Genomic DNA, 26,772 nt, shown 5'->3' with positions numbered 1-26,772 from the left:
GTGATGACGTTTCTCGGCGTGGACCAGGAGCCGCTCACCTTTTCACGTCCAACCTTCCCAACAAGTATACCACGTAGCCGTCGAACCTGGTATCCGTGTTCGCCCGCGATGCGCTCTCCACGGCCGTCGAGACCGCCTGCGACCCGGACCCCGCCGTCGACACCATCTCCACGATCGAGGCGGGGAACAATCACACGTATCGCGTCACCCTGGCGGACGGGACCGATCTCTTTCTCAAGGTCGGGACGCGGTTTCCCGACGCGTTTCCGGCCGAACCGGCGACGATGCGACGTGTTCGCGCCGAGACGGACCTTCCCGTCCCGCGCGTCCACGGCACCGGGACGGACCCGCTGGAGTACCCGTACGCAGTCTACGAGTACGTCCCCGACTGCGAGGCCGAGTGGGCCGGCGACCTCTCCCACGAGGCTGCCGAGCGCCTCTGTCGGGAGGCCGGTCGGCACCTGTGCGAACTTCACCAGATCACGTTCCCGCAGTTCGGTCGGATCGGCCTCGATACGGACGCTTCCGCTGACGATACCCTCGTCGCCGACGCCCCTGACGCTGATGCGCTCACCGTCGTCGATCCGACGCCGTTCGACGACCTCCTCCGTCAGTCGCTCGACCGCCAGGTCACCGAGCTGGCGGACTCGCCGTTTGACACGCGACGCGACTCGCTCGAAGCGTTCGGAACGGACCTCATCGACCGGAGCGACTTCGCCGACGTGACTCCTGCGCTGGTCCACGGCGACTATCGACTCGGCAACCTCTGCGTCGATCCGAGTGCCGAGCAGATCACCGCTGCCGTCCTCGACTGGGAGTTGCCGACGGCGCTCGACCCGCTCTGGGATGCGGTGATGGCACAGTCGCTCCTCACAGCGGGCCACCGACTCGATCCGGACTCCCGTCAGACGCTCCGGCGTGCGTTCTGGGAGGCCTACGGAACCAGTACGGCCGACACGCCCCGGCGGCGATGTTACGAACTCCTCGCACGAATTCGACTGGCACGCCACCTCGATACGGAGTGTCGGGGACTGTCGGAGGCAGCGCGCCGCGCCCGCATCACCGACCACCACGAGGCATTCGACGCCCTCCTGGTGGATCGGTGACGGGCGAGGAGGGCAACCCAGCTTCCCGTCGGTCCCGGAACAGCTAAAACATCGGCGTATAGACAGCTTTCCATGACCGACACGCGAGCGAAGAATCGCCAGCTCTGGGAGGAGTGGAGCGAGGACTTCCAGGCGCTGTGGAACGCGAACACGGCCGAGGGCGAGGCCCCGCCGGCGCCGTGTCCGTTCACCGACGACCCGCCCGGCGGGAGTCAGCCCGACCTCCTCCCGACGGTCGAGGGAATCGACGTCGTCGAACTGGGTTGTGGCGGCGGCCAGGGGAGCGTCGGGACGGCGATGGAAGGCGCCGACACCGTCGTCGGCGTGGACTTCTCCGCGGCGCAGCTCGAACACGCCCGCCACCTTCGGGACCACTACGGGGTCGACGCGCGGTTCGTCCGCGGCGACGTCACGAATCTGCCCCTTCCGGACGCGTCCTTCGACGTGGCCTTCTCCGGCTGGGTCTACCAGATGGTGCCGAACCTCGAGGCCTGTCTGGCGGAAGCCCACCGCGTTCTCAGGGACGACGGCCTCCTGGTGTTCGACGTGCCGCACCCGATGTACGAACGAATGGATCCGGAGACGAACACGCTGACCCAGAGTTATCACGCCGACCCGCGGCGCGAGATCGTCATCGACGAGGACTACGAGGCGGACATGGTCGCGTTCGACCGGAAGGTCAGTACGCTCCACAACGCGGCGGTCGCGGCCGGTTTCGACGTGCAGCGACTCCTCGAACCGGGCACCGCCGATCCGGACGACTACGAGGACAAACCCCTCGAAAGTGATCGACCGGACCTGAAGGCGATGGTCCCGCGAACCGTCCGCTTCTGGGCGACGGCACGGTGACCGACGGGGACTCCATATTGGACGTGACGAGCACCACCACCATCTCAACGCTTTTCGTGATCCGAGGCGAACCCGCGGAGGATGACCGAACCAGTCGAAGGGGAGACCCGATCGTTCGAGCGGACCTTCACCGTCGACGATGTCCGGCAGTTCGGCGCCGTCTCGGGCGACGATCAGGCCCGCCACACGGAGCCGAACGAGGACGGCGAGGTGATGGTTCAGGGGCTGTTGACGGCGACGTTACCCACGAAACTGGGGAGCGAGGACGAGGTACTGGCCAGCTCGATGGACATCGATTTTCACCGGCCCGTCTACACCGGCGACCCGATCACGTGCCGGTCGACGTACGAAACTGTGGTCGAACGCGACGACCGATACGAGTTCACTTCCGACGTGGTCTGCGAGAACGGCGACGGCGACGTCGTCTTGACCGCGGCGGTCGAGGGCATGATCTGGACGGACCGGTGATCGAAGCCGTTCCGACATCGTTCGTCACGCACCGGTCCGGCCCCGTTTCACGGGACATCGGCGCCGAAATATACGACGCGTCGGCCGCGGACCCCACGACGGTCGCCACACACCGTTCGGACGCCGTGCGGTACGCGACGTGGCGCTGGCCCGCCGGCATGAGGACGCGGCAGTCGGCGATCGTCGCCCGAGCGACTTGGCGTCGCGGTGTTTCGCGGGTGGGGCGTCTCCCACTCGGCCGCGTCGACGCGTCACGTTACACTGAACTCAACACGGCGACGGGGCACGCCGCCGTCGTCGCCACGCGTTCGACGGTGGGGCCGAAAAACGCCCGTCGGGAGATCCGTCGCGTGCTCGACCCCATCACGATCACGTCGGCCCCCGTTTCGTCGGCCAGTTCCACGATCGCCTCGCCGGGATCGCTCGCTCGCGTGACCGTCGTCGTCACCTTCGCGTCGAGTTTTCGCCCGAGTTCGGCCTCGCGATCGACGATTTGTCGCCCGATCTCCCGTTCCCGGGAGACGTCGGGAGGACCGGCGAACTGGTCGCTCGGATCGGGATGGGTGATCACGTGAACGACCTCGACTAGCGCCCGTTCGGCCACGGCGATCGCGAACGCCACTTCGGCGGCGTGACGGCTGGATTGCGTGCCAACCGTCGGCAGCAGAATCCGTCGGATGGGTTCGTCGATCAGCGCCGGGTCGCGCTGTACCCGGTCGGACGTGCTGACGACCATCGTCGGACAGGGGACCTCCTGGACGACGCGATCGATCGACTCGCTGAACAGCGGCTCGTCGAGCCCTCGTCCGAGCGTCCGTTCGCCGAAGACGACGAGGTCGTAGTCAGTGCACGCGGTCTCGAGGATGGCGTCCGAGACGTTGCCGTCGGCATCGCGTGTGAGTCGCCGCCCGGACCGATTCCACCGGGCGAGCTGGGCGTCGATATCGTCGAAGCCGTCTGCGGGAGCCGACTCGTCGTTCCGTTCGCCGCGCTCCGGGTGGTCGCCTCGGCGCACGTTCGTTCCCCATTCGAACAGTCGTCGCGGGCGGAGCCAGCGACGGAGCCGCCCACCGCTGCCGCTCGGCTCCGATCGCCCCGTCACGGACAACACGTCGAGGTCGGCTTCCGTCTCTCGAAGCAGTGGCCCGAGTAGTCGGGCGGCGTAGCGGGCGTCGACAGTGCCTCGCGTCGACAGTAACACTCGCGTCAGGCTCCCCACGAAGCTCTCCCTGGCGTATTGCTCGCGTTCGATCCTCGCCCGTTCGGCCTCGCTCATCTCGATCTTCGGGATCGACCAGCGCATGATCGCGGGAGCCATGAGGGAGGTGACGATGGCGACGGCGACGATGATGCTGTAGGTGCTGGTCGTGAGGATGCCGAGTCCGAGACCGATCGTCGCCACGATTATCTCCATCGCTCCGCGGGCGTTCATCCCACCGCCGATCGAGATGGCCTCCCACCAGGAGAGACCTGCCGGACGTGCGACGCCGACGATCCCGCCGAACTTCCCGATGCAGGCGACGCCGAGCACGATGAGCCCGACGCCGAACACCGTCGGATCGGCCAGCGCGACGAGATCCGTCCGCAGCCCCGCGATCGCGAAGAACAGGGGCGCGAAGACGGCGAGCGTAACCGTCTCGAAGCTGCGTCGAACGCGGTGCTCGAACCGGTTGACCCGGCCGACCAGCACGCCGACGACGAACGCGCCGAGGATCGCCTCGAGTCCCATGAACTGGGTGACAGCGCCCGCGGCGAGCGCGAAGAGCATCAATGTCGAGCACAGCGCGATGTCGCCGCCGACGACGTTGTCAACCCACCTGATCGTCGTCGCGACGGCGCGCCGACCGACCGTGATCGCGAGTCCTAGAAAGACGAGGACGGAGAGCACGGTCGTCGCGGCCGTGCCGAGGTCCACGCCACCCGTCCGGGCGAGTCCGGCGACGGTGGCGAGCAGGATCCATCCGATCGTATCGTCGATCATGCCGGCCGCGAGGATCAACTGGCCGACGTCCCGCCTGATGACGTCCAGTTCGAGCAGGACCTTCGCGATGACCGGAATCGCGGAGATACTCATCGCCGTCGCGACGAAGAGGCTGAACACCAGCCGCTGTCCGGGCGCGGCGATGAACGCGGCCGGCATGACCCACCCGAGCGCGAAGCCGGTGGTGAACGGCACGACGATGCCGCCAAGTGAGAGGACGAGTGCCGTTCGGCCGTTGGCGAGGATCAGGTCGAGGTCGGTTTCGAGACCGGTGACGATTAGCAGCATGATGAGGCCCAGCCAGGAGACGACTTCGAGCAGGTGGAACTGGGCCTCGGACACGGCGAACAGCGATCGGTAGACGCCCGGTGCAACCAGTCCGAGAACGGATGGGCCGAGAAGGACGCCCGCGAGCAACTCTCCCACCACCGCCGGCTGGCCGATCGAAGCGAACGCCTCGCCGAGAACTCTCGCGACGAGCAGCAACACCGTCAGCTGGACGATGACGACTAGTAGTTCGTGGTGATCGAGCGGAGCGATGACTTCCATTGTTCCACCAGGGAGGACCGGCCGCTACACCGTCGAGGTATTTCGTTCCGCACCCCGCACGACGGACCCTTTGGCGCCCATTCGCCGGGCCGCCGATGGGGCTCGCGGGTGAGCACGCATCGCATTCCAATCGGGGGAGTCGTCGGACTACGGACGACTTCGTCGTTTCTGTACCGGCCCCGGGACACGGGGGCGATACCGGCGCGGTATCAACCAATCTATGGTGGCTACCTATACAAACTGGCGTTAAAAATTACTAGCACCAACTTATTTATCGGGCTCTGTGAATGTGTAGATGCATGCCAGATCAACCCTCAGATGATGGCAGCAGTCGACGCGGCTTTCTTAAAAAATCGGCCGTGGCGGCCGGGATACCGGTCGTCGCTGGCGCGGCCCCGTCGGTTCGCGGACTCGCTTCCTCCGGGAGTCCGATCCTCCGGATGACCGACCTCGAACCATACAGCAAGATGGAGTACTACGGGGCTCGCCAGCCGGGTACCGAGACCAACCAGTGGGGCAATCCCAACTGGACGTATCACGCGGCGGCGACCCAGACGATCAATTGGGACGAAACGCACGAATACAGCGATTATGACGTGCACAAGTTCCGGTTCGCTGGCCATTGCCTCGGCGCGCGAAAGGACACGCTCGACAGCAACGGCCGTCACTACTACGAGGTGATGGAGGACCAGTTCCCCGACTGGCACGTTGCTCTGGATAAGGAGTATCCGCTCCACGTTCCTGCCGCACTCGTGACCCGTCAGCGTTACGAGATCGAGGCGACCGGCGACGTCTCCCTGCGGACCGCTAGTCACGAGCGGGGATTCAACGTCCAGTCGAATCTGTGGGCCCACGACGACGTCAAGGAGTCCGAACCCGACCAGCGGACCTCGTTGACGGACGCCACTATCGAGGCGTTCTTCGCCCCGCCGGAGAGCCCCGAAGGGTACGCCCTCGACAAACTCACCGACGAGGACTGGGTGACGAAGTGGGCCCCGTTCATGGCGAAGGGGCTGGGCAAACTCGCGGGCACCGCCGGGAACGTCCTGACGCTGCTCGACATCTGGGACACCATGGCGGGTAATTGCGATTCCTGGACCGATCAGGGGCCGACCAATTCGAGCGAAATCCATCGCGGCGTCAGCGTTTGCAACGGCACCGGCGCCGGACACTTCGTCGCCGTCGACGCCGAGGTTCCCGACGGCGGGTCCGGGATGGTTCACTTCCGAAGCACGTTCGAGACCGGCATCCCGCTGGAGGAGACTCAAACGGTCGAACACTCCGTCTATCTGTCGTGACTGGTGGCTGATCCCCGGGATCATTTTCCGACATCCCGCCGAATTCTACGGAAACGCCGAGCGCGACCGTCAACGAACGAGTTGCCCGACCGCTCGCCTCTGTCTTGCTGACTGACTCTTACCCGAACCGCGCTCGTTCCTTCTCTCGCAGTTCGATCCGTCGGATCTTGCCACTGGAGGTCTTTGGGAGTTCGTCGACGAACTCGATCCGGCGCGGGTACTTGTACGGCGCCGTCTCCGCTTTCATGAACTCCTGTAACTCCGTTTTCAGCTCGTCGCTCGCTGTCGCTCCGTCCGAGAGCACGATGTAGGCCTTGACGACGCTGCCTCGTTCGTCGTGTGGGCTGTCGACTGCGGCGGCCTCGGCGACGGCGTCGTGACTGACGAGTGCGTCTTCGACCTCGAAGGGGCCGATGCGGTAGCCCGCCGAGATGATGATGTCGTCGGCCCGGCCCTCGAAGAAGAACGAGCCGTCCTCGTCCATCGACGCGAGGTCGCCGGTCCGGTAGTACTCGCCCGAAAACGTCCGATCGTCGAGGTGGGGCTTCTCGTAGTAGCCGTCGAAGATGGCCGGTGAGTCGATCGGGACCGCGATCTCGCCGATCTCGCACGGCTCGACGGGTACCTCGTCGTCCACGTCGAGGATGGTGGTCTCGATGCCCGGCGACGGTTTTCCCATGCTACCGGGCTTGACCTCCATCTCGGGCGTGTTCAACACCAGCGCGACGGTCTCGGTCTGGCCGTAGCCGTCCCGTGGCGTCACGCCCCAGGCGGCTTCGATCCGCTCGATCGGTTCGCGGTTGAGCGGCTCGCCGGCCGAGAGCGCGTCGGTCACCTGGACGTCGTAGGATTCCAGATCGGCGCTGGCGAACATTCGGTACTGGGTCGGCACCGCACAGAGTCTGGTGACGCCCTCGGCTTCGAGCACTTCGAGGAAGCGCTTGGGTTCGAAGTCGCCGTCGTAGATGAACTGCGACGCACCGGTCGTGAGGCCGACGCCGACCGGGCTCCAGAACCACTTCGCCCAGCCGGTGCCCGTCGTCGCCCACAGGAGTTCGTCGTCGAGGTCCGTCTTTTCGTCGATCCCCCACCAGTGGCGGGCGTTCACCCGGTTGAAGCAGTACTGCCAGCGGTGTTTGTGCAGGACGGGTTTGGGTTTGCCCGTCGTCCCGCTCGTGTAGTTGATCGACATCGGGTCCTCGGCGCCGACGTCGGGGCCGTCGTACGCCGTCGACTGGTCGTCCATCACGGCCTCGACCGTCGTCCACCGGTCGTCTGCGACCGCGCCTGTCCTGTCGAGGACGATCACCCGCTCGATCGGGCTCTCGGCCAGAACGGGTTCGACCATGTCGGTGAGTGACTCGTGAACGACGATGGTCTCGGCCGCACAGTCGGTCGCGCGAAATTCGATGTCCGCGGGCTGCAACATCGCCGAGCAGGGAACGAGCAACGCCCCGACCGAGAGGGCGCCGAGTTGTACCGCGAACGCGTCGGGGTGGCGGGGAAAGAGGTGCATCACCCGGTCGCCCATACCGACGCCCAGCTGGTCGAGCCCGTTCGCGAAGCGATGCATCTCGTCCCGAATGTCGGCGTACGTCCGCTCCGCTCGATCACCGGTCTCGCTCAGAAACGAGAGGGCGACCCGATCCCCGACCGTCGCAGCGTGTTCCTCGACGGCCGACGCGACCGTGTATTCCGGCGGAATCTCCCAGTCGATCGTCTCGGGTCCGCCTTTGTCAAACGTTTCCATGGGGATCGAGACAATCGCTCGCCATTTACCAGTTTCCCTCGGAAACAGCGACTGGCGACGACACTGACGAGCGACTTACGATCGGTGCGGGCCCTCGATTGCGCGGTGCTCGATCGGTGCGGGCCGAAGCGGTGCCTCGGCACGATCGACGTCGACCGTGAGCCGCCGGATTGTCGGTTTCGCCTGCCTGCTAGCTGGACTCGTTTCCGTCCGTGCTCGAGTCGGTTTCCGTTGCATCGTCCTCATCGACACCCGTGTCACTACTGCTGGAGCCGGTTTCGCCACCCTCGTCGGTCGATCCGCCGTTCGCTTCACCGGTGTCCCCCGTACCGCTTTCGCCGTCTCCGCTATCGGTAGACTCGCCGTTGGCCGGGTCCGTTCCGTCACTCTCGCCGCCGGATGATCCACTTGCGTTGCTATCGCTCGTGCCGTCGGTCGCTCCACCGCTCTCGCCGGTCGTTTCGTCACCCCCACCGTCCGTCGACCCGCTGTCGGCGCTGTCATCCGACCCTTCGCCGTTTCCGGCATCGGACTCACTCCCACTCACCCCGCGGACGGACACCGACGTGGACGCGCTCGCGCCGTCGACGCGCACCGTCACGGGGAAGCTCACGTCCTGTTGGACCGGGTAGGTCGAATAGCCAAGCGTCAACGGTTGTGACCCGCCCGCGGGGACCGACACGCCCCGCGAAGCGACCGTCTCGCCACCGACGACCAGCGAGGCGGTCGCCGACCCATCGGCATCGCCCGCGTTGGTGATCGTCGTCGAGACGTGCAGCCGGTCGCCGCCGGTGATCGGCGCGTTCGTGCCGTCGATCGACACGCCGAACGAGGCGGACCCACCGTCGTCCGACCCGTCGGATTTGGTGTCGGACTCGTCACCCGATTCCGACGACTCGTCAGCGCCGTCGCCGTCCGTGCCGTACACCGTCACCGGCGTCGCGACGCTCCCGTCCGCCGTTCGAACCGTCACCTCGAACGTGGAATCGCTCTTGACCGGATAGGTGTCGTACCCCAGCGTGATCGACTGCGACGACCCGGCACCCAGCGATACCGTCTTCGCGTCCACCACCTCGCCCCCGACGACCAGTTCGACGACCGCGTCGGTGGTGGCCGTCCCGTCGTTGGTCACCGTCGCGGAGACGTCCAGGCGCTCGCCACCGGTCACCGGCGCGGTCGTGCCCGTAATCGACGCGGTGACCGGGCCTTCGTGGTCGGTGCCGAAGACCTCGACCTGCGTGGTTGCCGAGTCGTCGGGCGTGCGTACCGTCACGGGGAAGGTCACGTCGTTCGTCACCGGGTAGGTGTCGTATCCCAGCGTGCGGATGGCCGTCGACTGGCCCGCCATCTCGATCTCGCGCGTGTCGACCACTTCGTCACCGACGACCAGCTCGGCGGTGAACGACCCGCGGTCGTCGCCGCTGTTGACGAACGATGCAGCCACCTCGAGACGGTCGCCCCCCGCGACGGGGTCGTTCACCTGAAAGATGGCGACGCCGAACGGCCCGTCGCGGTCCGGGTCGGACCCCGCAGCGGCGACCGACACCGTCACGGTATCCGACCCGTAGGGCGTACACACCGCCATCTCGAACGTGACGTCGGTTTTCACCGGGTAGGTCTTGTACGTGAAGACGAGTTCGTGCGTCTCGCCCGGGTCGAGGACCACCTGCGCTTCGTTGACGACTGCCCCTTTGCCGACGGAGACGAGTTGCGCGACCGTGTTGATGCGCGTGTCGCCCGTGTTCTCGAAGGCGGCGGTAATCTCGAGCGATTCACCCCCGCGGACGCCATCGTCGTCGACGTCGGTTATCGAGACCCGAAGGTCTTGCTCGGGCGGCGTCGTGTCTTCCGCCGGGCCGACCTGGACGTCGATCTCGTCGGCGTCGTCGGGCCCTTCCGCGCGAACGGGAAACTCGACGGCCTGCTGGACCGGATACGTGTCGTAGCCGAGCACGATCGTCGTCGATTGCCCGTAGCCGAGATCCACCGTCGTTCGGTCGACCGTGGTGCGGTCGCCACCGACGCGCAGGCGAATCTCCTGTTCGGACGGCCCGACGTGCTGGAGATCGCCGACGTCCTCGACGCTGATCGTCGCGTCGAAGCGGTCGCCACCCGACAGCGGCATGGTCGTGTCGACGATATCGACCGCGTACGGGCGACGCACTGCCGGGCCCTCGATATCGACGCGGGCGGTCTCGCGACCGTCCGTCGTCGTCGCGGTGACCATCGTGGGGTAGCCGGCACGGAGCCACTTGGGAACCTCGTCGAACGAGACCGTGCTGGTGGCTTCCGTGCCCGAAACGTCGTCAGTCTGGAAGACCAGCACGTTGCGCCCGTCGATCCACTCGATCGTGTCGAGCCGTCCCTCGGGATCGACTGCGGTTGCAGTCGCGGTGATCGAGTCGTTCACGCCGACGACCGCGTCGGGTCCCGGGTCGTGGGACCCACTGGTGATCCTGAGGCCGGTCTGGCCTGTTGCCAATTCCGACTGCGCTCCGCGAGGGGTGGCGATGCACCCAGCCACGCCGAAACTGGCGGCGCCAGCGAGGAGCGTTCTCCTGTCCATGTGTGTAACTCACAAACACGGGGTCGAAAACCTGTGTGCGGCGTGGGACGGGGCCTTTTATGACTTCATCCACGCGCCCTCGAAAACCAACTCCGCTATTCGCAATCGTTGGGCAACGGCGGGTGACGACTGGTTTCTGCAACCGGGATCCAGGTCGATCGCTCAGACGAACGCGCCGACGAAATACAGCGGGACGTAACTCGCGAGTGCCCACCACGGTTCGTGGCGAACCGTCCGCAGGCCGATTGAACGGGGGTACTCGACGTGGTCGTGCGGAAGCGAGTGAAATCGTGGGCGGCCCAGGATTGCGTACAGCGGCAGGAGCGGTCCGAGGACCGGGACGCTGTACCCGATCAACAGTCCCACCGTCCCGAGGAGCGCGGCGTGGACTTCGTTGATCGTAATCGGGTGTCCGAATGGGCGAGCGAGGGCCTCGTCACCTTCGTCCAGTCGTGTTCGTACCTTCGACGGTTGACTCACGGTCGATCTGAACGTACTCGTGGGCACGATAATATAATTTTGTGTGGAAGTAACCAAAAGCTATTCGTGTGCCAACAGAACTCGACTGGACGTGAGTCGGACTTCTTACTCTTCGGCGGAGACGGCGTCACCGTCCTCCATGGGCCACGCCAGTTCGACCTCGAGTTCGGCTTCGTCGGCCGCTACCTCGTACTCCACCTCGAGTTCGAACTGTTCCGGAATTTCCGCCGTGAATCCGTTCTCACCCTCGATCTCGATTCGCCCGTCCTCGACCCCGTCGGCGACCTCGCGAAGGATCGCCGCACCGTCAGCCCGGTCCATGACGCGCTCGCCTTCGTGTTCGGTCTCGTCGGACTCGTTCTCGGTTTCGTCGGCTGCCATGCCGTGATCTTCGACCCGCCAATTCAAAAAATACCCCATTCGAGTCTCGGATCGCTGCCCGATCCGCGTCGGTCCTGACCCGTGAAGCCGTCTCAACGTGGTACTAACCGTCGCTTCGTGGTTAGTCGGGACGATGCGATACGTCGAAATCGCGATCCCCGAGGGGCGACGCGGGGCCGTCCTCGGCGTCCTCGACGACGCGGGAATCAACTACGTCATGAGCGACGAGACCAGCGGGGCCCGGTACAGTTCCGTCGTCCGGTTCCCGGTCCCGACGAACGCGGTCGAACCGGTGCTCGACGACCTGGCGCAGGTGGACCTCGAAGACGCCCACGTCGTCGTGGTCAACGCCGAGACGGTCGTCTCCGAGGCGTTCGACGAGGTCCGCGATCAGTACAGCGCGAGCGGTGCGGGCGGGGCCCGCACGTCCCGCCAGGTGCTGCGGACGAAGGCCGACGAATTCACGCCCGCGCTGTCGATCTACCTCGTCATGTTGTTGATCAGCGCCGTGGTCGCGACGGCCGGCCTCCTCGCGGACTCCCCGGCGGTCGTCGTCGGCTCGATGGTCATCGCGCCCTTACTCGGTCCGGCGCTCGCGGCCAGCGTCGGTATCGTCACTGGCGACGACGCCCTTCGACGCGGCGGCTTTCGGTACCAGGTCCTCGGCGTGAGCGTCGTCGTCCTCGCCTCGATCGGCCTCGCGACGCTCGCTCGCCTGGCTGGCCTCGAACCCGCCGGCGTGGACATCGTCCTCGTCGCGGAGTTAGAAGAGCGCGTCTCGCCGAACCTGTTTTCGGTGCTGGTCGCCCTGGGCGCCGGCGTCGCCGGCATCCTGAGTCTCACCCGCGGGTTCTCCGAGGCCATCGTCGGCGTGATGATCGCCGCCGCGCTCATCCCACCCGCGGCGGCCGTCGGTATCACGACCGCCTGGGGGATGAACGGCGCCGCGCTCGGCGCCCTGATCCTCGTGACGGTGAACCTGCTCTCGATCAACCTGGCGGCGCTGGTGACCCTTTGGGTCGCTGGCTACCGCCCGCAGGGGCTCTTCGAGGTCTCGCCGACCCGACGGGCGACGATGCGGTACATCGGCGTCTTCGGAGTCGGCCTGCTGGTGCTTGCGGTACCCCTCGCCGGACTGACGCTGAACGACTTCCAGACGACGGAACTCGAGGCGACCGCCCAGGACGAAGTCGAGCGAATCCTCGACGACCCGCAGTACAACGAGGTGACCAACGACGACGTGACGGTCGTGCTGGACGACGACTACCCGGCACGGTCGGTCGAGCGCGTGATCGTCGTGGTCAAGGGGTTCGATCCAGGGCCTGATCCGGAACTGAGCGACCGGATCTACGTGGCTATCCGCGAGAAGACGGACGCGTCGTTCCTGGTGGAAGTGCAGTACGTCGTCGCCGAGGAACGCGGAGAGACGGACGAGGAACGGATCGTTCGGACGGCGGGGGCTGACGGGTGAGGAGTCGGGGATCCGTGGGATCTGCTACTGCGGTGAAAGACAGCAGCCGGTGCATTGGCGTCTCTCGAAAGTGTCCTGCGATGCGGGGAAAGCCCACGGCGAAAGCTGTGGGATGAAGCCGGTTCAGTCGGGGCTTCCACTACCGATAGCTCGTCGCGGCCGGGTCCGGTCGGATCACGTGTTCCGCGGCCGATCTCGGGCGTGCGGTTCGAACGGGTACCCGATCACTCGTCGGATTCGTTCCCCACTGACTCGTTGCCGCTGTCGTCCTCGGATTCGTTCCCGACGTCTCCACTCTCGTTTCCGGCCCCGTCGACGGATTCGTTATCGGTTTCGTTGTCCACTCCATCGTCGCCGGCTGCGTCATCGTCTATCTCGTCGTCTTCCTCGTCTTCGGTGTCTGCTTCGTCTTCCTCCTCGCCGCCGACGGCGTTCTCGTGCGGTTCGATGGTCTCGCCTTCGCCATCGGGGACGATGCGCCAGACTTCACCGGTCTCGCCGTCGGTGTAGCGAGCGGTCGTCAGGACGTAGAGTTCGTCGTCGTGATCGCGACCGAACGCGAGGACGAAGCGGTTGATCCGATCGTTCGCCGAATCGCTGACCGAGAGTTCCTGGATCTCCCAGAGCTCGTCCTCGGTTCGGTCGGACGAAGGTTCGTACTCCTCGACCGGCGAGGCGAACAGCGAGCCGTTCGGCGTCCCGAACGAACGGCTCCAGTCGCCGTAGACGTACATCCCCTCGAGTTCGGAGACCGCGCCGCCCTCGTAGACGTAGCCGCCGGTGATCGAGATGCCGAGGACCTCGTCGCCCACCAGGTGCGGATACTGGATCACCGGGTCGAGTAACGGCTCGCCGCCGCGGACGTCTTCGGGGGTCGAACTCGGACACTCGTCGCCGGGTTCGCCCGGGTTCTCGGTGCTGAAGCACTCGATCCCCTCCTTGACGTTCCACCCGTAGTTGCCGCCGTTCTCGACGATGTTGACTTCCTCGAAGAGGTTCTGCCCCACGTCGGCGACGTAGAAGTTCCCGTCGCTGTCGAACGAAGCGCGCCACGGGTTGCGAAGCCCCCACGCGTAGTACTCGTCGAACCCCTCGTCGCTATCGACGAACGGGTTGTCGTCGGGGATGCCGTACGGCCGGTCACCGTCGCCATCGGCGTCGACATCGATCCGATGGATCCCGCCGAGGAGGGTGTCAGTCGTGTTCTGGCCGTTGCCGCCTGCGTTCTCGTCGTACCAGTCTTCGACGTGGCCGAGACCGGTGTCGTCGGCGTCTCCACCGTCGCCGAGGGGGACGTAGAGGTAGCCGTCCGGCCCGAAGAGCACGGCGCCGGCGTTGTGGTTGAACTGTGGCTCCGGCACTTCGAGCAGTATCTCTTCGGACTCGGGGTCCGCGGTCGAGTGCTCGTCGTCAGCGGTGGTGAACTCCGAGAGGATTGCCGTGTGGTCGTAGTCGTCAGGCGTGTCCTCATCCGGTGGCGCGCTGTAGCGGACGAAGAACCGCCCGTTCTCCTGGAAGTCCGGGTGGAACGCGAGTCCGAGCAACCCTCGCTCGTCGAACTCGCCCGTGCCGCCGCTTACTTCCACTATCCGGTCGCTCACGTCGAGGAACGGTTCGTCCCGAAGCTGGAGCGGGCCGCCATCGCCGTTCGAGGCCCCTTCCAGTACGTGGATCTGGCCGAGTTGATCGACGACGAAGTATCGGTCCTCGTCGTCCGGTGCGACCTCGAATCCGACCGGCGAGGTGAAGCCCTCGCCGACGAGTTCAAGACCGATCGTCGGGCCGTCGGTCACGATCTCGTCGGCCTGCGCGTCGCTCGCGTCGCTGTCGTCCGTCTCGTTGTCGTCGTCTTGCGCGACGCTGACGCCTGAGATACTCGCGACCGCTCCGGTTGCGGCAGTCACTTGCAGGAAGCGCCGTCGCGACGAATTCCTGCGCCTTCGCTGTCCGTCTCGCCCGGATGATGAGTGGGTCATGTCTCCCTCACTTCCCGGGTGAGTCGTGTCTATAAATGGACGATATCGTTCCACGCGAAACCCAGGTTTTCCGCTCGCCAGCCGTCAGTAATGACGGTTTCGTCCGGTCGAAATACGGGTGGATTCCGTCGCTGACGGGAGAGTCTGTCGCTGAGGGATCGCGGAACCGCTCCAGCTGATCGTCCGCGCCCGTATCGGATGCCTACCGCCGGGATAGCTGGTCCACACATCCGCTGGATCGCAGGACAGCAGTGCGAGGGCCGACCCGGCCGGGAGGTGCGGCCAGGCTGGTAGAGCGGCCACGGGATCGTTACGCGTGAAGATACGTGGGGAGTGGAACGTCAGTCGTGAGGGGGAACATCATCGACCGGAGTCGTCAGTTGTGAGGGGAACAATCGGAGCCCCGCACACGGGTCGGGTTCGGCGACAGTCGTGCACCCAAACTGTTTTGGGGGCCCGCGCGCACCGTCTCCTGTGCGTTCGTTCGCTCGTCACGCCGAATCGTTGAGCCTGCAACCCCGTCCGCTCCGGACGCCGTGCCGGGCTGGGCAGCGGTGTCGATGGCCGGGTTCGGATCGATGACCGATCCCGTCCTCTCGACCGGTGCCCTCGTCGTCTTTGCCCTGATCGCTGTCACGCTGGTCCTGTTCGTCACGGAGGCCATCCCGACCGACGTGACTGCGATCGGCGTGCTGGTCTCACTCGCCGTCCTCGAACCGCTGACCGGTGTGTCGGCTGGCGACGCCATCTCCGGCTTCGCCAGCACGGCGACGATCACCATCGTCGCGATGTACATGTTGAGCGCGGGCATCCAACAAACGGGTCTCGTCCAGCGACTGGGCCTCTCGCTCGCGCGCTTCGCCCGCGGCAGCGAGACGCGTGCGCTCGCGGCCACGATCGTGACCACCGGTCCCCTCGCGGGGTTCGTCAACAACACGCCGATCGTGGCCGTCTTCATCCCGATGATCTCGGAACTCGCGCAGAAGACAAGAATGTCGCCCTCGAAACTCCTCCTACCGCTTTCGTACGCGGCCATCCTCGGGGGCACGCTGACGCTCATCGGGACGTCGACGAACCTGCTCGCGAGCGAGTTCGCCGTGGAACTCGTCGGCCGCGACCCCATCGGGTTGTTCGAGTTCAGCGCGCTGGGCGTCGTGATCCTCGTGGTCGGACTCGCGTACCTCATGACGGTCGGCCGCTGGTTGACACCCGGACGAGCGCCCATCGAGGGGGACCTCGTCGACGAGTTCGACCTCCAGGACCACCTCACCCAGGTTCGTGTGCGCCCGGACGCATCCGCCATCGGGTCGACCGTCGGCGAGCTCGAATCGCGATCGGAGGCGAAGATACGCATCCTCCAGTTGCGACGCGAGGACGGCCCCGAACTGACGTACGATGAGGCGGTGTCGAGCGGGACGGCCGCCAGCGAGCCACCGACCGAACACCCACTGACGGCGGCCGATGCGACCGGTGACACCCACACGACCGATCGTCCCGGACACGCCGGGGCCATCGCGGAACACTCCGATTCGCCGCCGGCTTCGGCCGGTTCGGGTGCCGACGACGCGGTCTCGTTCGCGTCGGTCAGCCCGGACACACGGATCGAGGCGGACGACGTCCTCACCGTCCATGGAACGTTGCAAGCGGTCAATCGCTTCGTCGGTAATCAGGGACTATCGCAACTGGTCCGTCGATCGGTTACGGAAGAGACGTTCGAGGCGGCCGCGAGCGACGACGTGCTCGCGAAGGCCGTCGTCCCACCGGAATCGTCGTTCGCCGGCGAGCGCCTGGCCGATTCACACCTCCGAGAGGTCTACCGGACGACGGTGCTCGCGATCCGCCGCGACGGCGAGTTGCTCCGCACTGGCCTGGGCGAACAGCGGCTGCAGCCCGGTGATCTACTCCTGGTCCAGACCGTTCCCGAGACCGTCGATTACTTCGGCGACGGGGCGGACCTGGTCGTCGTCGACGAGGACGTCCTCGACCGATTGCTCGAAGACGACTCGACTGAACGGGCGTCCCTCTCGCCGAAGACGCCGGTCGCGGTGGCGATCATGGCGGGCGTGATCGGCGCGGCCGCACTGGGACTGGTCCCGATCGTGATCTCGGCGCTGGCCGGCGTCTTCTGCATGGTCGTCACCGGCTGTCTCTCGACGAGCGATGCCTACGACGCGGTCTCGTGGAACGTGGTGTTCCTCCTCGCCGGCGTCTTACCGCTGGGGATCGCACTCGAGGCGACGGGCGGGTCGGCGGTCATCGCGGGTGCGCTCGGCGGGACGGCATCGTACCTCCCGCACGCGGGGATCCTGTTCCTGTGTTATCTCGCGACCGGGGTGCTCGCGAACGTCATCACGCCCGTCGCGACGATCGTTTTGATGGCGCCGATCGCCGTGGATACCGCGACGAGCCTCGGCGCCGCACCGTACCCGTTCTTGCTCGCGGTGACGTTCGCCGCGGCGACGTCGTTCTCGACACCGGTCGGCTACCAGACCAACCTGATGGTGTACGGTCCTGGGCAGTACGAGTTCACCGACTTCCTTCGGGTCGGCGGCCCGCTCCAGCTGTTGCTCTCGGTCGTCACGTCGATCGGTATCGTCGCCATCTGGGGCGTGTGACGTCGTCGCGACGGTCTGAATCGGGTCCCGATGAGTGCCGCTTGTGTCGGTGACTGCCATCACTCGACGCACTTTCGACTGCTCTTTCACCCGCGGACGATTCCCCTGAAGGATGCCCGCTGGAGGGACGCGTGACCACCCCGATAACTCACAGCGGCAAGAACGAGACCCCGATCGTGTAACTGGCGACGATGTCGAGGGCGAAGAGGAGGAAGATCCCGGCCGCGATCCGGTGGAGCCACGTCCGATCGACCCGGTGGGCGCTCCGGTCGATGAGCAGCGCCGTCGCCAGGCTCACCGGGACGATCGCGAGCATCTCGCCGATCCAGATCGCGGACGTCACGCCGTACTGGGCGGCCAGCCCGATGGTGACGAGCTGGGTCTTGTCGCCGAACTCGCCGACGACCATCAGGGAGAACGCCGGACCGAATCCGCGGTACCCCTTAGGGACAACCGATTCGAGCCGTGAGCCGGCGTGGCCACCATCGGTGTGTGGATTCGCACCGGCCTGGACGCCACCGTCGGTCGTGGCGAAGTCGCTGGCCGCGTCTGCCCCGTCGGCTTGCGCGTCGCTGGTCTCGTTCCCGTTCGAGGCGTACAGGATCCAGACGGCGAAGACGACGAACAGGCCGGCGGTGATGGCGTCGAGATAGCCGGCGGGAAGGGCCCCTTCGAGGGCACTTCCGAGAAGGATCTCGATCGCGGTCCAGCCGCCGAACGCCGTCGCCGCGCCGGCGACGACCATGTACGGATTGTACTTGGTTGCGAGACTGGCGATGACGAGTTGCCCCTTCTCACCGGGGAGCGCGAGGAGCTGGGCGACGAACGCGATCCAGACGATGTCGACGAAGCCGCTCATCGTCGACGCCCCCTCGTTCGCTCGGGTTGGGTCCGTCGCTGGAGACCAGCCCACGCTCGTCGCATCGCTGCCCCAGTCTCGTCCATTTGAACGGGACGGAATTAGACGGGGCTAACAAAGAGGGTTGTGGTAACTAACGTCGATTGCTGCCGGTTGGACTGTGAGTCGATGTGTTGCTCGCTGTACCGACGTGTGCTCACGTCGATCGAAAAACGCAGGCTGTCTCGAAACTCGAGTGCTCAGACCGTCGAACCGCTCGCCGACTCGGCTTCCTCGCGTCCCTCGTCGGGGACGGCCGTATCGAGTTCTTCGTTGGTGTCGTCGATCTGCATTTCGAATGCGTACTTGAGAGTCTGTTCACCCTGGATCAGCTCGGCCGTCATCTCGGTCGATCGGAGGCGGTTACTCTCGGCGTCGAAGCGCTCGACGATCTCGACGTCTCGCCACTCGACGGATCCGGCGTTGGCGACGGATGGGTCGGCCGATTCGGCCTCGTCGATGAACGCGGCCATCTCGTCGCTGTCGAGCGTCGTCGTGACCTCGATGATGTCCGGTCCTTCATCGACGTGCACGTCACCGTGTTCGTACTGAGCTTCGGCGATAGCGAGCTGTCCCTCGACGTCCCAGACGTTCTGATTTGCCTGGTCGGCTGGCATTTGCATCCACTCACCGTCGGCGTCGACGAACGCGTCTTGCCCGTCGATGTACATGACGAATTCGCTGGGGCCGACCATCCCCATCCCACTCGTATCGAAGTCCATCCTCATCTCCTCGGCTGCGAGGTCTGTGGCGCCGGATGCGTCCATCGTGACCTGCTCACCCGCACCGCTCATCTCCATCGCTATATCGAACGAGAAGCTGTCCAGTTCCTCGTTTGCCGTCGTCGCAGCCGAGAGGAGGGCATCGAACTCCTCCGTCGAGTAATCGCCGGTCAGTTCAGATTCCGTCTCCTCGGGGCTCGTATCGCTTAGTGGGCCGAGGCACCCGGCTGTGAGCAGACACAGTGCGAGTACTCCGACTACCGTCCGAACGCGTATTCCTCCCATGATGATAGTTATACGAAATGTGTGAAATAAGTCTATCGACACCAGGTGCAGAAGTGGCCCGGCGTTGCGTCGGTCGGGTCCTCGGCGTTGGTGGTCGCTTCGGATGGTTCACTCGTTCAGATGCGAGCGATAGCCTTTGGGTTCGAAACCGCGTCGGCAGATGATGCGCTGTCGACCGACGGTGATCGCACTGATCTGGTCGTCGTCTTCCATCTCGGAGACGACGCTCTCGAGTCGCTCCGACGTCCACCCGGTCTGCTCGATGACGGTCTCGCGATCGACCCGCCCGCCGCGCTTGACCAGGAGCCGCAGGACGCGATCCTCGTCGGCGAGGTCGTTCTCGTCAACGCCGTACTCGACCTGTTCGGCGTAGCTCAACGTCTCCTCGTCGTCCGCCTCGCGATTCGCCGGCCGTGACTCGCTCTCGTCGATGGAGTCGCCGGCGAATCGGGCGGACAACTGTGACCAGATGTTCTTGAGTCCCATGTATGAGATCACCGTTCGCAATTGGTCGTCCTTCGACGCCCTCCTACCTTTCCCTTGTGCCCGGACTCACATATCGGTGGCGGGTGTCACCAGTCGATATACACGACGCCGGTGGCCGGATTCAACGCCCTGCTTGCGGGGGCAGGGCGGTGCCACGCGGTTTTCCAGTCCGGGACTCGGCCGACAGATCACGTCGCGACCACTGGTGGCGGTCGCTCGGACGTTCTTCGTCACCTGCGTCACGGATACGCGGCGACGATCGACTCCAGTGCGTCGAGCGACCCCGAGGTGTGGGGTGCGACCAGCGGGGAGACGCTGATCCGCCCCTCCGCGACTGCGCGCCGATCGGTTCCCGGCGGGTCCGGAATGGTCTCCGGATCCATCGACTCCCAGACGCGATCCTCGACCGTGATCGTCGTCCCGTCGCGCTCGGCGGTCATCTCGTAGCGCGTCGAGGGGTACGTGACGTCCATCGGGAGGTCCGCGCCGGCGTCCATCGGGACGTTGACGTTCAGATACGAGGCCTCCTCGAAGACGCCGCCTGCTATCGACTGCTCGACCAGGTGCCGCGTCGCTCGCGCCGGTTCGGCGAAGTCGTCTGGCGTCGTCTGAACGTCGTCGAGCGTCCCCTCGCCCACGGGGACGTACATCGAGGTGGCGATCGCCGGCGCGCCGAAGAAGGCGGCTTCGACGGCGGCGCTGATCGTCCCGGAGCGCCCGAGGACGTACGCGCCGAGATTCGCCCCCTCGTTACAGCCCGCGACGACCAGATCCGGATCCGGGACCAGTTCGGAGAAACCGGCGACGACACAGTCTGCGGGCGTCCCGCTCACGGCGTAGCCGTCCGACCGTTCTTCGACCGTCACCTCCTCCGAGAGGCGCCGCCCCACGGCACTCTGGTCGTCCGCCGGCGCGACGACCGTGACGTCGCCGACGGCCGCGAGCCCGTCCGCCATGGCCTGGATTCCCGGCGCGTCGATGCCGTCGTCGTTCGTCACCAGGATCTCCAGCTCGTCGTCCATACAGGTGTCGTTCACGCGGACTGCGAAAAGCGCGTCGGAGTCTCGACTCGCTTGGCGCTTTCCGGTCGCCCAACCGGTCCACCTGTCGCTGGCGTGCCCGAGTCGGTGACCGGTCGCGGGTGGGCCCGAGGTAGTCGGCCGGTCGCCGGACGGCCCATCGGCCGCCTGATCCGGTCACGCGAGCGGGTCGACGATCGTCTCCTCGTCGACGACGAGGTTGTACGCCGCCTCGTCGTCGTTCCACAGCGCCAGGACGGACTCGAACGCGAGCAGGTCGCCGTAGTCGGCCTCGATAAGGGGTCGGTTGAGCGCCGTCTCTTTCGTCACGACGGCGTAGTGGTCGCGCGACTCACTGCCGTCCGTGATCTTGAAGAGCGGATTCGGGTCGTCGGCCTGACCACCGCGCTGGGTCGCGTTTTCCTCCGACAACGCTCCGCCCTCGCTCAGTGACCGACTCACCTTGGCCGCGACGAGGTCGATGCGGTTCGAGACGTGGCGGTCCATCTCGGCCATCTTCGCCCACTGGCCCGTATCGAGCGAGACGTCGGTGTGTCGCGTTCCGTCCGTCCGCAAGATGCTGTAGGCGAACTGCACGTCGACGTTCTCGAACTCGCCAGGCGCGTGATCGGGGTCGTCCGCGGCGTCGTCGAGCCGTGACTGTACCGAGGGAACGGCGAGGTCGGGGCGGACGTCGAACGACCAGCCGCGATCGGTCGGGTGCTCACCCGGCCACAGCCGGACCATGGGGCCGTAGACGGTGACGCTTCGGTGTTCGTCGGCGTCGATGTCGTCGGCTCTCCCTCCCGAACTCCCGTCTTCCAGGGCGCGCTCGATCTCGCGCAGGCCGATGGCCGTCTCGCGGTCGGCTGGCGCCATCGCGAGCAGCGAGCCGTCCTCGGCGAGGGCGTCTATGTACCGCCGGGCGACCGCGACCGGTTCGTCGAGTTCGCTGAGAACATTACACGCCAGGACCAGGTCGTACGTCCCGTCGTCGGTGCCGTCGGTCGGCTCGAAGTCCTCAGCCGTCGTCCGGTGGACCGTCGCGTGGACGTTGCGGCCGGTCTCTTCGAGCATCGCGTCCAGGACGTCCGCGGCGGCGCTGGGCTCGACGGCGTGGTACTCGATCAGGGCGTCGTCTGGCAGGTAGTCGAACAGGCCCAGGGCGGGCCCGCCGACGCCGGCGCCCACGTCGAGCACCCGGAGGTGCCGTTCGAACAGACCCCGCTCGGCGAGGTCGTCGAGCGCGTACTGGATCGCCGCGTAGTAGCCCGGGAGGTGGTAGATCGCGTAACTCGCCGCGACGTCCTCGTCGTAAGTGACGGGGCCACCCTCCAGGTACTGCGCCTTCGTCCGGCGGAGCGTCGAGCGGAGAAGGTCGCCCGAGGCTCCTTCATGCCAGTTCGGCCCGTAGCGCTCGGCCAGCCAGTCGTCCAGCCGCCGGACGTATCGAGGGGGGAACTCGCGAATCGCGTCCGTGCGCTGGGGAACCGGTTCGTCGGAGACGGGGACGAAGGTGCCGTCGTCGCGCTCGATCAGGCCGAGATCGGGTGCCTCCTCGCGAAGGAGCTGGCGGACCACGGCCGGGTGCGCCTGGCCCTCGACGTACTCGGCGATCTCTTCGGGGTCGATCGGGCGGACGTGCTGGAGGTACAACGCGTTCTGACGGACCGCTTCGCGCCGATCCGTCACGCGCCATCACCTCCGTCGCCGGCCCATCGGTCACCGAGTTCGGCGACGATCGCTTCGAGTTCGTCGTGGTCGGCGCTCGCCACCCGCTCGGCGGCCGCGGCCACGCTGGTCGAGCCGTCGAATCGCGCCTGAATGTCCGCGTAGACGCGCGGTGTCCCACCGGTCAGCCGCTCGACCTGCTCACGAAGGGCGGCGTACACAGGCGTCTCGAACGTCGACGGGACGCGTTCCGCGGCCAGTCCGAACGCGAGGACGGCCGCGTGTGTCGCAGCCTGGACGGATTCCATCGCCGCGTCGTGCTCGGCGGCCGTCGTCTCGACGAGGTCGTTGCCGGCGGCTTCGAGGTCCGCCAGAATGCCGTCGGTTAGCGGCCCCCGGCCTTCGGTTACGACGGCGACGGAGCCCGGCGCTCGCTCGGGAGCGAACAGCGGGTGGAGGCTGCAGTGTTCCAGGTCCGGGGCGTGCTCGGCCATCGCTTCGAGCGCGGGTTCCATCACGCCAGTGACGTCGACGATTGCACCGCGAGCACGGTTTGCGTGAGTCGCGACCGCCTCCTCGACGAGCGCCATCGGGACGGCGAGACAGACCACGTCGAATTCGGCCGACGGACCATCCGCATCACCGTCGGCCTCGCCGGTTCCCGTGGCCGGGTCGAGCGGCACGACCTGGGCGTCGACGGCCGCGGCCGTCTTCCGTGCCACGGCCTCGTCGACGTCGGCGACGGCCACGTCCGCGTCGAGTACGTCGGCGATCCAGCGTCCCATCGCGCCGGCGCCGACGACGAGTACGTCCATTGGCGGGTGGTATCCGGCGCCCCCGCAAAAGGAGTTCGGTCGATGCAGGGTGTCGGTACCCTGCTCCGCTGCCACACGAACCGTGACACCGCTCAGCGAGTTCCTTCTTGCAGGGTCTTGGGGCCCGATCTGGCCCACACGAAGAACGAAGCGACGTACACCGTAATTCCGAGGAGTCCACCGAGCAACGTGCTTGTAACCTCCGCGAAGGGAACGGGCATGAGAACCACGGTCACGACCATCACACAGCAATACAGCGCGATGACTGTCAACCGACCACCCACCCCGATCGCCCGGAACCAGCGACCGATGGTGTCCCCGAGTGCAGTGTTGGCAATCGGACCGGGCGCAAGGAGGACAGCGACGAACCCGGCGCCGATGCCCGGCCACCACGGTGACTCCAATATCGGTACAAACAGGAGGCCGAGCGCGACGCCGCTCCCTGCGGAGAGGGCCTCGCTCCGTTTCGGCGCCCGTTCGGGGAACCACAGTGCTGGATCGATTCGATCGCGCATACGTACATTCGATTGGCAACCGCCATTACTGTTTGTGAGATGGCCGGGTGGGCGTCGCCGTGACTGGACTGTCGGTCGTGGGTCCGATCAGCGTCGATCTTCGGGCTCGATGGCGATTGGGTAGTCCGTGAGGTTCTCGTAACCATCCTCGGTGACGACGACGAGGTCCTCGATCCGGACGCCGCCGACCGCGGGGTCGTAGATCCCGGGTTCGACGGTGACCACGTGGCCGGGTTCGAGCTCCTCGCCGCCGAACGAGAGGCGCGGTCCCTCGTGGATGTCGAGGCCGACGCCGTGGCCGGTGCCGTGGATGTAGCCGGTGTCGGTCTCCGGGTCACTCCGCAGGGTTGCGTAGCCCGCGTCCTCGATCACGTCACAGACGATCCCGTGGACCTCGTCGCCGGTGACGCCCGGCTCGATGGCGTCGAGGGCGGCCTCGAACGCCTCGTAGGTCACGTCGTACCGCTGACTGAGTTCGTCGCTTGGCTCGCCGCGGACGAACGTCCGGGTCATGTCGCCGAAGTAGCCAGTCTCCTTGTCGCGTGGGAAGATGTCGATCACGATCGACTCGCCGGCTTCGAGCGGGCCGCTCCCGCGGTCGTGGGGATCGGCGGCGTCGGCGCCGCAGGCGACGATCGTCTCGTCTAACGCACAGCCCTCGCGCAGGAGCGCGATCTCGATCTCGGTCGTGACGCGCTCGCTCGTCAGTGGCTCGTCCTCGTGGTAGAGGACGCCGTCGCGAACCTCGGCGGCTGCGATCAGCCCCTCGGCGACGGACATCGCCCGCTGGTTCGCCGCCTGCGTCTCGTGGATGGCGTCGATTTCGGCGCCGGACTTCGTCGCGCGGATCTCGCCCACGACGTCGTCGGCTTCGACCGTGACGTCGACGCCGAGGTCGCGCAATCCGTCGGCCGTTCCGATGGGGCAGTGCTGAGGGACCGCGATCGAGGCGACGTCGTGGTCGGCGAGGAATGCCTCGATCGTCCGGAGCCGTCCCTCGCGAGGGCCGTACTCGTCCCGCAGGTCCTGTGCGTCGTACGCCGCCGTGTTGGTGACGGAATCCGCGTCGGCCTCGCTTTGGGCCCGACCGAATTCGAGGCCCGAGACGAGGAGGTGGACGCCGTCGTCGGTGACGAGCGTCTGGAACGGGTCAGGTGCACTGAATCCGGAGACGTAGCGCTGTTCGGGTTCGTCGCCAGCCGCGTCGATCAGGTAGCCGTCGACGCCGGTCGTCGCGAGCGCCGATCGAAGGGCAGCAAGCTCACTAGGCATACCCGTCCGTTTCGCGGGATCGACCTTAATCCCCCGCTTCCCGGCGGAATCGTGCCGGTTCGTGGGTCGATACGGTCTATTTGGACGGAATTCGGTCCCGTTCGAATCGTAGGGGGCTATCGGGCCGGCCCGACGTCGGACCCGTCTTCGCCACCGCTCGGCTGTGGCGACCCCCCGTTGTCGCGACCGGTACCGTGATAGGCGAACCGGCCGACACCGTCTGTATGGACGTCACGATCTCCCCAGGTCCCGTCGGTGGCACGGTTCCCGCTCCGCCGTCGAAGAGCTACACGCACCGGGCGATCCTCGCCGCGGGCTGTGGCCAGCGCGCCGTCGTCGCGGACCCGCTCTGGAGCGCCGACACCCGGGCCACAGCCCGCGCCGTCGAGGCGTTCGGCGGAGCCGTCGAGCGACGGACGGACGGTGCGCTCGAGATTCAGGGCTTCGAAGGAACACCCGCAGTTCCCGCTGACGTGATCGACTGTGCGAACTCGGGCACGACGATGCGTCTCGTCACGGCGATTGCCGCCCTCGCCGACGGGACGACGGTCCTGACCGGTGACGAGTCGCTCCGATCCCGGCCGCAGGGCCCGCTTCTCGACGCGCTCTCGGAACTCGGTGCGACGGCCCGTAGCACCCGCGGAAACGGCCAGGCGCCGCTGATCGTCGACGGGTCGATGGCGGGCGGGACGGTCTCGATTCCGGGCGACGTCTCCTCGCAGTACGTGACGGCGCTGCTCGTCGCCGGCGCACTCACCGACGCTGGCATCGACCTTCGCCTCGAAACCGAACTGAAGTCCGCACCGTACGTCGAGGTGACGCGCGAACTCCTCGCGGACTTCGGCGTCGAGACGCGTGAGACGGCCGACGGCTTCGCTGTCGCAGGCGGCCAGTCGTACCACCCGGCCGACGACACGTACGCCGTCCCCGGTGACTTCTCCTCGATCTCGTACCTCCTCGCGGCGGGTGCCGTGGCCGGCGGGGACGCGAGCGGTGCTACTGCGGGAACGGGGGAGGGGACGCTCGAAATAACGGGCGCACGACCCAGTGCCCAGGGAGATAGCGCCATCGTCGAACACGTCGCCGAGTTCGGTGCGCCGGTCGAGTGGGATCGCGACGACGGCACGCTGACGATTGACCCCGCGCCGCTGTCTGGCATCGAGGTCTCGGTCGCCGACACTCCGGACTTGCTCCCGACGCTCGCCGTCCTCGGTGCGGTCGCCGACGGCGAGACCAGCATCGTCGATGCCGAGCACGTCCGGTACAAGGAGACCGATCGGATCGATGCGATGGCGAGCGAACTCGCGAAACTCGGCGTCGAGACGACCGAAGAGCGTGACTCGCTGACCGTCCACGGCGACGAGTCGACGCTCACCGGGGCGACGGTCGACGGCCACGGCGATCACCGCATCGTCATGGCGCTTGCCGTCGCCGCGCTGGTTGCCGACGGTGAGACGACGATCCGGGGCGCCGAGCACGTCGACGTCTCCTTCCCGGACTTCTTCGATGCGTTCGAATCGCTCGGTGTCGTGGTCGATCGCCACGAGTGAGGGTCTCGCGAACGCTGGAAGTGGCTGCGGAACCGGTCGGCTATCGTCG

The 26,772-nt window shown here is 66.4% G+C and carries 21 protein-coding genes; 7 read left to right on the top strand and 14 right to left on the bottom strand.

Features of this window, described 5'->3' with window-relative positions:
* Positions 1-95: 95 nt before the first annotated feature.
* From C479_RS04410 to C479_RS04400, 3 genes are all read left to right on the top strand, one after another.
* Positions 96-1,106 (top strand): phosphotransferase family protein, encoded by a 1,011-nt coding sequence (locus tag C479_RS04410; protein ID WP_007698456.1) that lies wholly within the window; start codon positions 96-98, stop codon positions 1,104-1,106.
* Between the two features lie 72 nt (positions 1,107-1,178).
* The gene (locus C479_RS04405; RefSeq protein ID WP_007698455.1) at positions 1,179-1,955 is read left to right on the top strand and encodes a class I SAM-dependent methyltransferase; all 777 of its coding nucleotides are present in this window, start codon (positions 1,179-1,181) and stop codon (positions 1,953-1,955) included.
* 81 nt (positions 1,956-2,036) lie between these two features.
* Entirely contained in the window at positions 2,037-2,423 is a 387-nt protein-coding gene (locus C479_RS04400; RefSeq protein ID WP_007698454.1) for a hypothetical protein, read from the top strand.
* Positions 2,424-2,679: 256 nt separating this feature from the next.
* Here the strand turns inward: C479_RS04400 and C479_RS04395 are convergent, their stop codons facing one another.
* Positions 2,680-4,953, bottom strand: a complete 2,274-nt coding sequence (locus C479_RS04395) for a cation:proton antiporter domain-containing protein (RefSeq protein ID WP_007698453.1) — start codon at positions 4,951-4,953, stop codon at positions 2,680-2,682.
* A gap of 299 nt (positions 4,954-5,252) precedes the next feature.
* Here C479_RS04395 and C479_RS04390 point away from each other — a divergent pair, with 299 nt between their 5' ends.
* A complete protein-coding gene (locus C479_RS04390; RefSeq protein WP_152415801.1) occupies positions 5,253-6,251 on the top strand; it encodes a hypothetical protein in 999 nt (332 codons plus the stop codon).
* A 118-nt stretch (positions 6,252-6,369) separates the two neighbouring features.
* On the opposite strand, the gene C479_RS04385 is transcribed toward C479_RS04390, so the two are convergent.
* The 4 genes from C479_RS04385 to C479_RS04370 all read right to left on the bottom strand — a co-directional run bounded on the left by C479_RS04385 (position 6,370) and on the right by C479_RS04370 (position 11,428).
* Positions 6,370-8,001 carry an acyl-CoA synthetase gene (locus C479_RS04385; RefSeq protein ID WP_007698451.1) on the bottom strand — a complete coding sequence of 544 codons (1,632 nt, stop codon included), beginning with the start codon at positions 7,999-8,001 and terminating at the stop codon, positions 6,370-6,372.
* Positions 8,002-8,191: 190 nt separating this feature from the next.
* A complete protein-coding gene (locus C479_RS04380) occupies positions 8,192-10,567 on the bottom strand; it encodes a hypothetical protein (protein ID WP_083893798.1) in 2,376 nt (791 codons plus the stop codon).
* A 162-nt stretch (positions 10,568-10,729) separates the two neighbouring features.
* The gene (locus C479_RS04375) at positions 10,730-11,047 is read right to left on the bottom strand and encodes a hypothetical protein (protein WP_007698449.1); all 318 of its coding nucleotides are present in this window, start codon (positions 11,045-11,047) and stop codon (positions 10,730-10,732) included.
* A 105-nt stretch (positions 11,048-11,152) separates the two neighbouring features.
* The gene (locus C479_RS04370) at positions 11,153-11,428 is read right to left on the bottom strand and encodes an amphi-Trp domain-containing protein (protein ID WP_007698448.1); all 276 of its coding nucleotides are present in this window, start codon (positions 11,426-11,428) and stop codon (positions 11,153-11,155) included.
* Between the two features lie 133 nt (positions 11,429-11,561).
* Between C479_RS04370 and C479_RS04365 the strand changes: the two genes are divergently transcribed.
* Positions 11,562-12,899 carry a TIGR00341 family protein gene (locus tag C479_RS04365; RefSeq protein ID WP_007698447.1) on the top strand — a complete coding sequence of 446 codons (1,338 nt, stop codon included), beginning with the start codon at positions 11,562-11,564 and terminating at the stop codon, positions 12,897-12,899.
* Between the two features lie 224 nt (positions 12,900-13,123).
* Here C479_RS04365 and C479_RS04360 read toward each other — a convergent pair whose 3' ends face one another.
* Positions 13,124-14,803 carry a PQQ-dependent sugar dehydrogenase gene (locus tag C479_RS04360; protein ID WP_007698446.1) on the bottom strand — a complete coding sequence of 560 codons (1,680 nt, stop codon included), beginning with the start codon at positions 14,801-14,803 and terminating at the stop codon, positions 13,124-13,126.
* A 632-nt stretch (positions 14,804-15,435) separates the two neighbouring features.
* On the opposite strand from C479_RS04360, the gene C479_RS04355 reads away from it, so the two are divergent.
* On the top strand, positions 15,436-17,490 hold the full coding sequence (locus C479_RS04355; RefSeq protein WP_007698445.1) for an SLC13 family permease: 2,055 nt from the start codon (positions 15,436-15,438) through the stop codon (positions 17,488-17,490).
* A gap of 148 nt (positions 17,491-17,638) precedes the next feature.
* On the opposite strand, the gene C479_RS04350 is transcribed toward C479_RS04355, so the two are convergent.
* From C479_RS04350 to C479_RS04315, 8 genes are all read right to left on the bottom strand, one after another.
* Positions 17,639-18,349 (bottom strand): TMEM165/GDT1 family protein, encoded by a 711-nt coding sequence (locus tag C479_RS04350; RefSeq protein ID WP_007698444.1) that lies wholly within the window; start codon positions 18,347-18,349, stop codon positions 17,639-17,641.
* A gap of 239 nt (positions 18,350-18,588) precedes the next feature.
* On the bottom strand, positions 18,589-19,395 hold the full coding sequence (locus C479_RS04345; RefSeq protein ID WP_007698443.1) for a DUF6612 family protein: 807 nt from the start codon (positions 19,393-19,395) through the stop codon (positions 18,589-18,591).
* 108 nt (positions 19,396-19,503) lie between these two features.
* Entirely contained in the window at positions 19,504-19,881 is a 378-nt protein-coding gene (locus C479_RS04340) for a helix-turn-helix transcriptional regulator (protein WP_007698440.1), read from the bottom strand.
* A gap of 239 nt (positions 19,882-20,120) precedes the next feature.
* The gene (gene surE / locus C479_RS04335; protein ID WP_007698437.1) at positions 20,121-20,903 is read right to left on the bottom strand and encodes a 5'/3'-nucleotidase SurE; all 783 of its coding nucleotides are present in this window, start codon (positions 20,901-20,903) and stop codon (positions 20,121-20,123) included.
* A 174-nt stretch (positions 20,904-21,077) separates the two neighbouring features.
* Entirely contained in the window at positions 21,078-22,592 is a 1,515-nt protein-coding gene (locus C479_RS04330) for a small ribosomal subunit Rsm22 family protein (protein WP_007698435.1), read from the bottom strand.
* The gene (locus C479_RS04325) at positions 22,589-23,386 is read right to left on the bottom strand and encodes a prephenate dehydrogenase/arogenate dehydrogenase family protein (protein ID WP_007698432.1); all 798 of its coding nucleotides are present in this window, start codon (positions 23,384-23,386) and stop codon (positions 22,589-22,591) included. Before C479_RS04325 ends, C479_RS04330 begins: the two co-directional genes overlap by 4 nt.
* A gap of 92 nt (positions 23,387-23,478) precedes the next feature.
* The gene (locus tag C479_RS04320) at positions 23,479-23,901 is read right to left on the bottom strand and encodes a hypothetical protein (RefSeq protein WP_007698411.1); all 423 of its coding nucleotides are present in this window, start codon (positions 23,899-23,901) and stop codon (positions 23,479-23,481) included.
* Between the two features lie 87 nt (positions 23,902-23,988).
* On the bottom strand, positions 23,989-25,173 hold the full coding sequence (locus C479_RS04315) for a M24 family metallopeptidase (protein WP_007698408.1): 1,185 nt from the start codon (positions 25,171-25,173) through the stop codon (positions 23,989-23,991).
* 224 nt (positions 25,174-25,397) lie between these two features.
* On the opposite strand from C479_RS04315, the gene aroA reads away from it, so the two are divergent.
* A complete protein-coding gene (gene aroA, locus C479_RS04310; RefSeq protein WP_007698405.1) occupies positions 25,398-26,723 on the top strand; it encodes a 3-phosphoshikimate 1-carboxyvinyltransferase in 1,326 nt (441 codons plus the stop codon).
* Positions 26,724-26,772 lie beyond the last annotated feature (49 nt).

Origin of the sequence: Halovivax asiaticus JCM 14624, from assembly GCF_000337515.1 — an archaeon.
Lineage (GTDB): Archaea > Halobacteriota > Halobacteria > Halobacteriales > Natrialbaceae > Halovivax > Halovivax asiaticus.
Note: the sequence above shows the minus strand (reverse complement) of the source record. Positions and strands in the feature narration are given on the sequence as shown.

Bases quoted from the DNA above. Each gene is read 5' to 3' on its own strand.
- C479_RS04405 (WP_007698455.1), top strand. From the start codon at position 1,179: ATGACCGACACGCGAGCGAAGAATCGCCAGCTCTGGGAGGAGTGGAGC.
- C479_RS04350 (WP_007698444.1), bottom strand. From the start codon at position 18,349: ATGAGCGGCTTCGTCGACATCGTCTGGATCGCGTTCGTCGCCCAGCTC.
- C479_RS04315 (WP_007698408.1), bottom strand. From the start codon at position 25,173: ATGCCTAGTGAGCTTGCTGCCCTTCGATCGGCGCTCGCGACGACCGGC.
- surE (WP_007698437.1), bottom strand. From the start codon at position 20,903: ATGGACGACGAGCTGGAGATCCTGGTGACGAACGACGACGGCATCGAC.
- C479_RS04390 (WP_152415801.1), top strand. From the start codon at position 5,253: ATGCCAGATCAACCCTCAGATGATGGCAGCAGTCGACGCGGCTTTCTT.
- C479_RS04345 (WP_007698443.1), bottom strand. From the start codon at position 19,395: ATGGGAGGAATACGCGTTCGGACGGTAGTCGGAGTACTCGCACTGTGT.
- C479_RS04340 (WP_007698440.1), bottom strand. From the start codon at position 19,881: ATGGGACTCAAGAACATCTGGTCACAGTTGTCCGCCCGATTCGCCGGC.
- C479_RS04385 (WP_007698451.1), bottom strand. From the start codon at position 8,001: ATGGAAACGTTTGACAAAGGCGGACCCGAGACGATCGACTGGGAGATT.
- aroA (WP_007698405.1), top strand. From the start codon at position 25,398: ATGGACGTCACGATCTCCCCAGGTCCCGTCGGTGGCACGGTTCCCGCT.
- C479_RS04380 (WP_083893798.1), bottom strand. From the start codon at position 10,567: ATGGACAGGAGAACGCTCCTCGCTGGCGCCGCCAGTTTCGGCGTGGCT.
- C479_RS04400 (WP_007698454.1), top strand. From the start codon at position 2,037: ATGACCGAACCAGTCGAAGGGGAGACCCGATCGTTCGAGCGGACCTTC.
- C479_RS04365 (WP_007698447.1), top strand. From the start codon at position 11,562: ATGCGATACGTCGAAATCGCGATCCCCGAGGGGCGACGCGGGGCCGTC.
- C479_RS04325 (WP_007698432.1), bottom strand. From the start codon at position 23,386: ATGGACGTACTCGTCGTCGGCGCCGGCGCGATGGGACGCTGGATCGCC.
- C479_RS04395 (WP_007698453.1), bottom strand. From the start codon at position 4,953: ATGGAAGTCATCGCTCCGCTCGATCACCACGAACTACTAGTCGTCATC.
- C479_RS04370 (WP_007698448.1), bottom strand. From the start codon at position 11,428: ATGGCAGCCGACGAAACCGAGAACGAGTCCGACGAGACCGAACACGAA.
- C479_RS04320 (WP_007698411.1), bottom strand. From the start codon at position 23,901: ATGCGCGATCGAATCGATCCAGCACTGTGGTTCCCCGAACGGGCGCCG.
- C479_RS04355 (WP_007698445.1), top strand. From the start codon at position 15,436: ATGGCCGGGTTCGGATCGATGACCGATCCCGTCCTCTCGACCGGTGCC.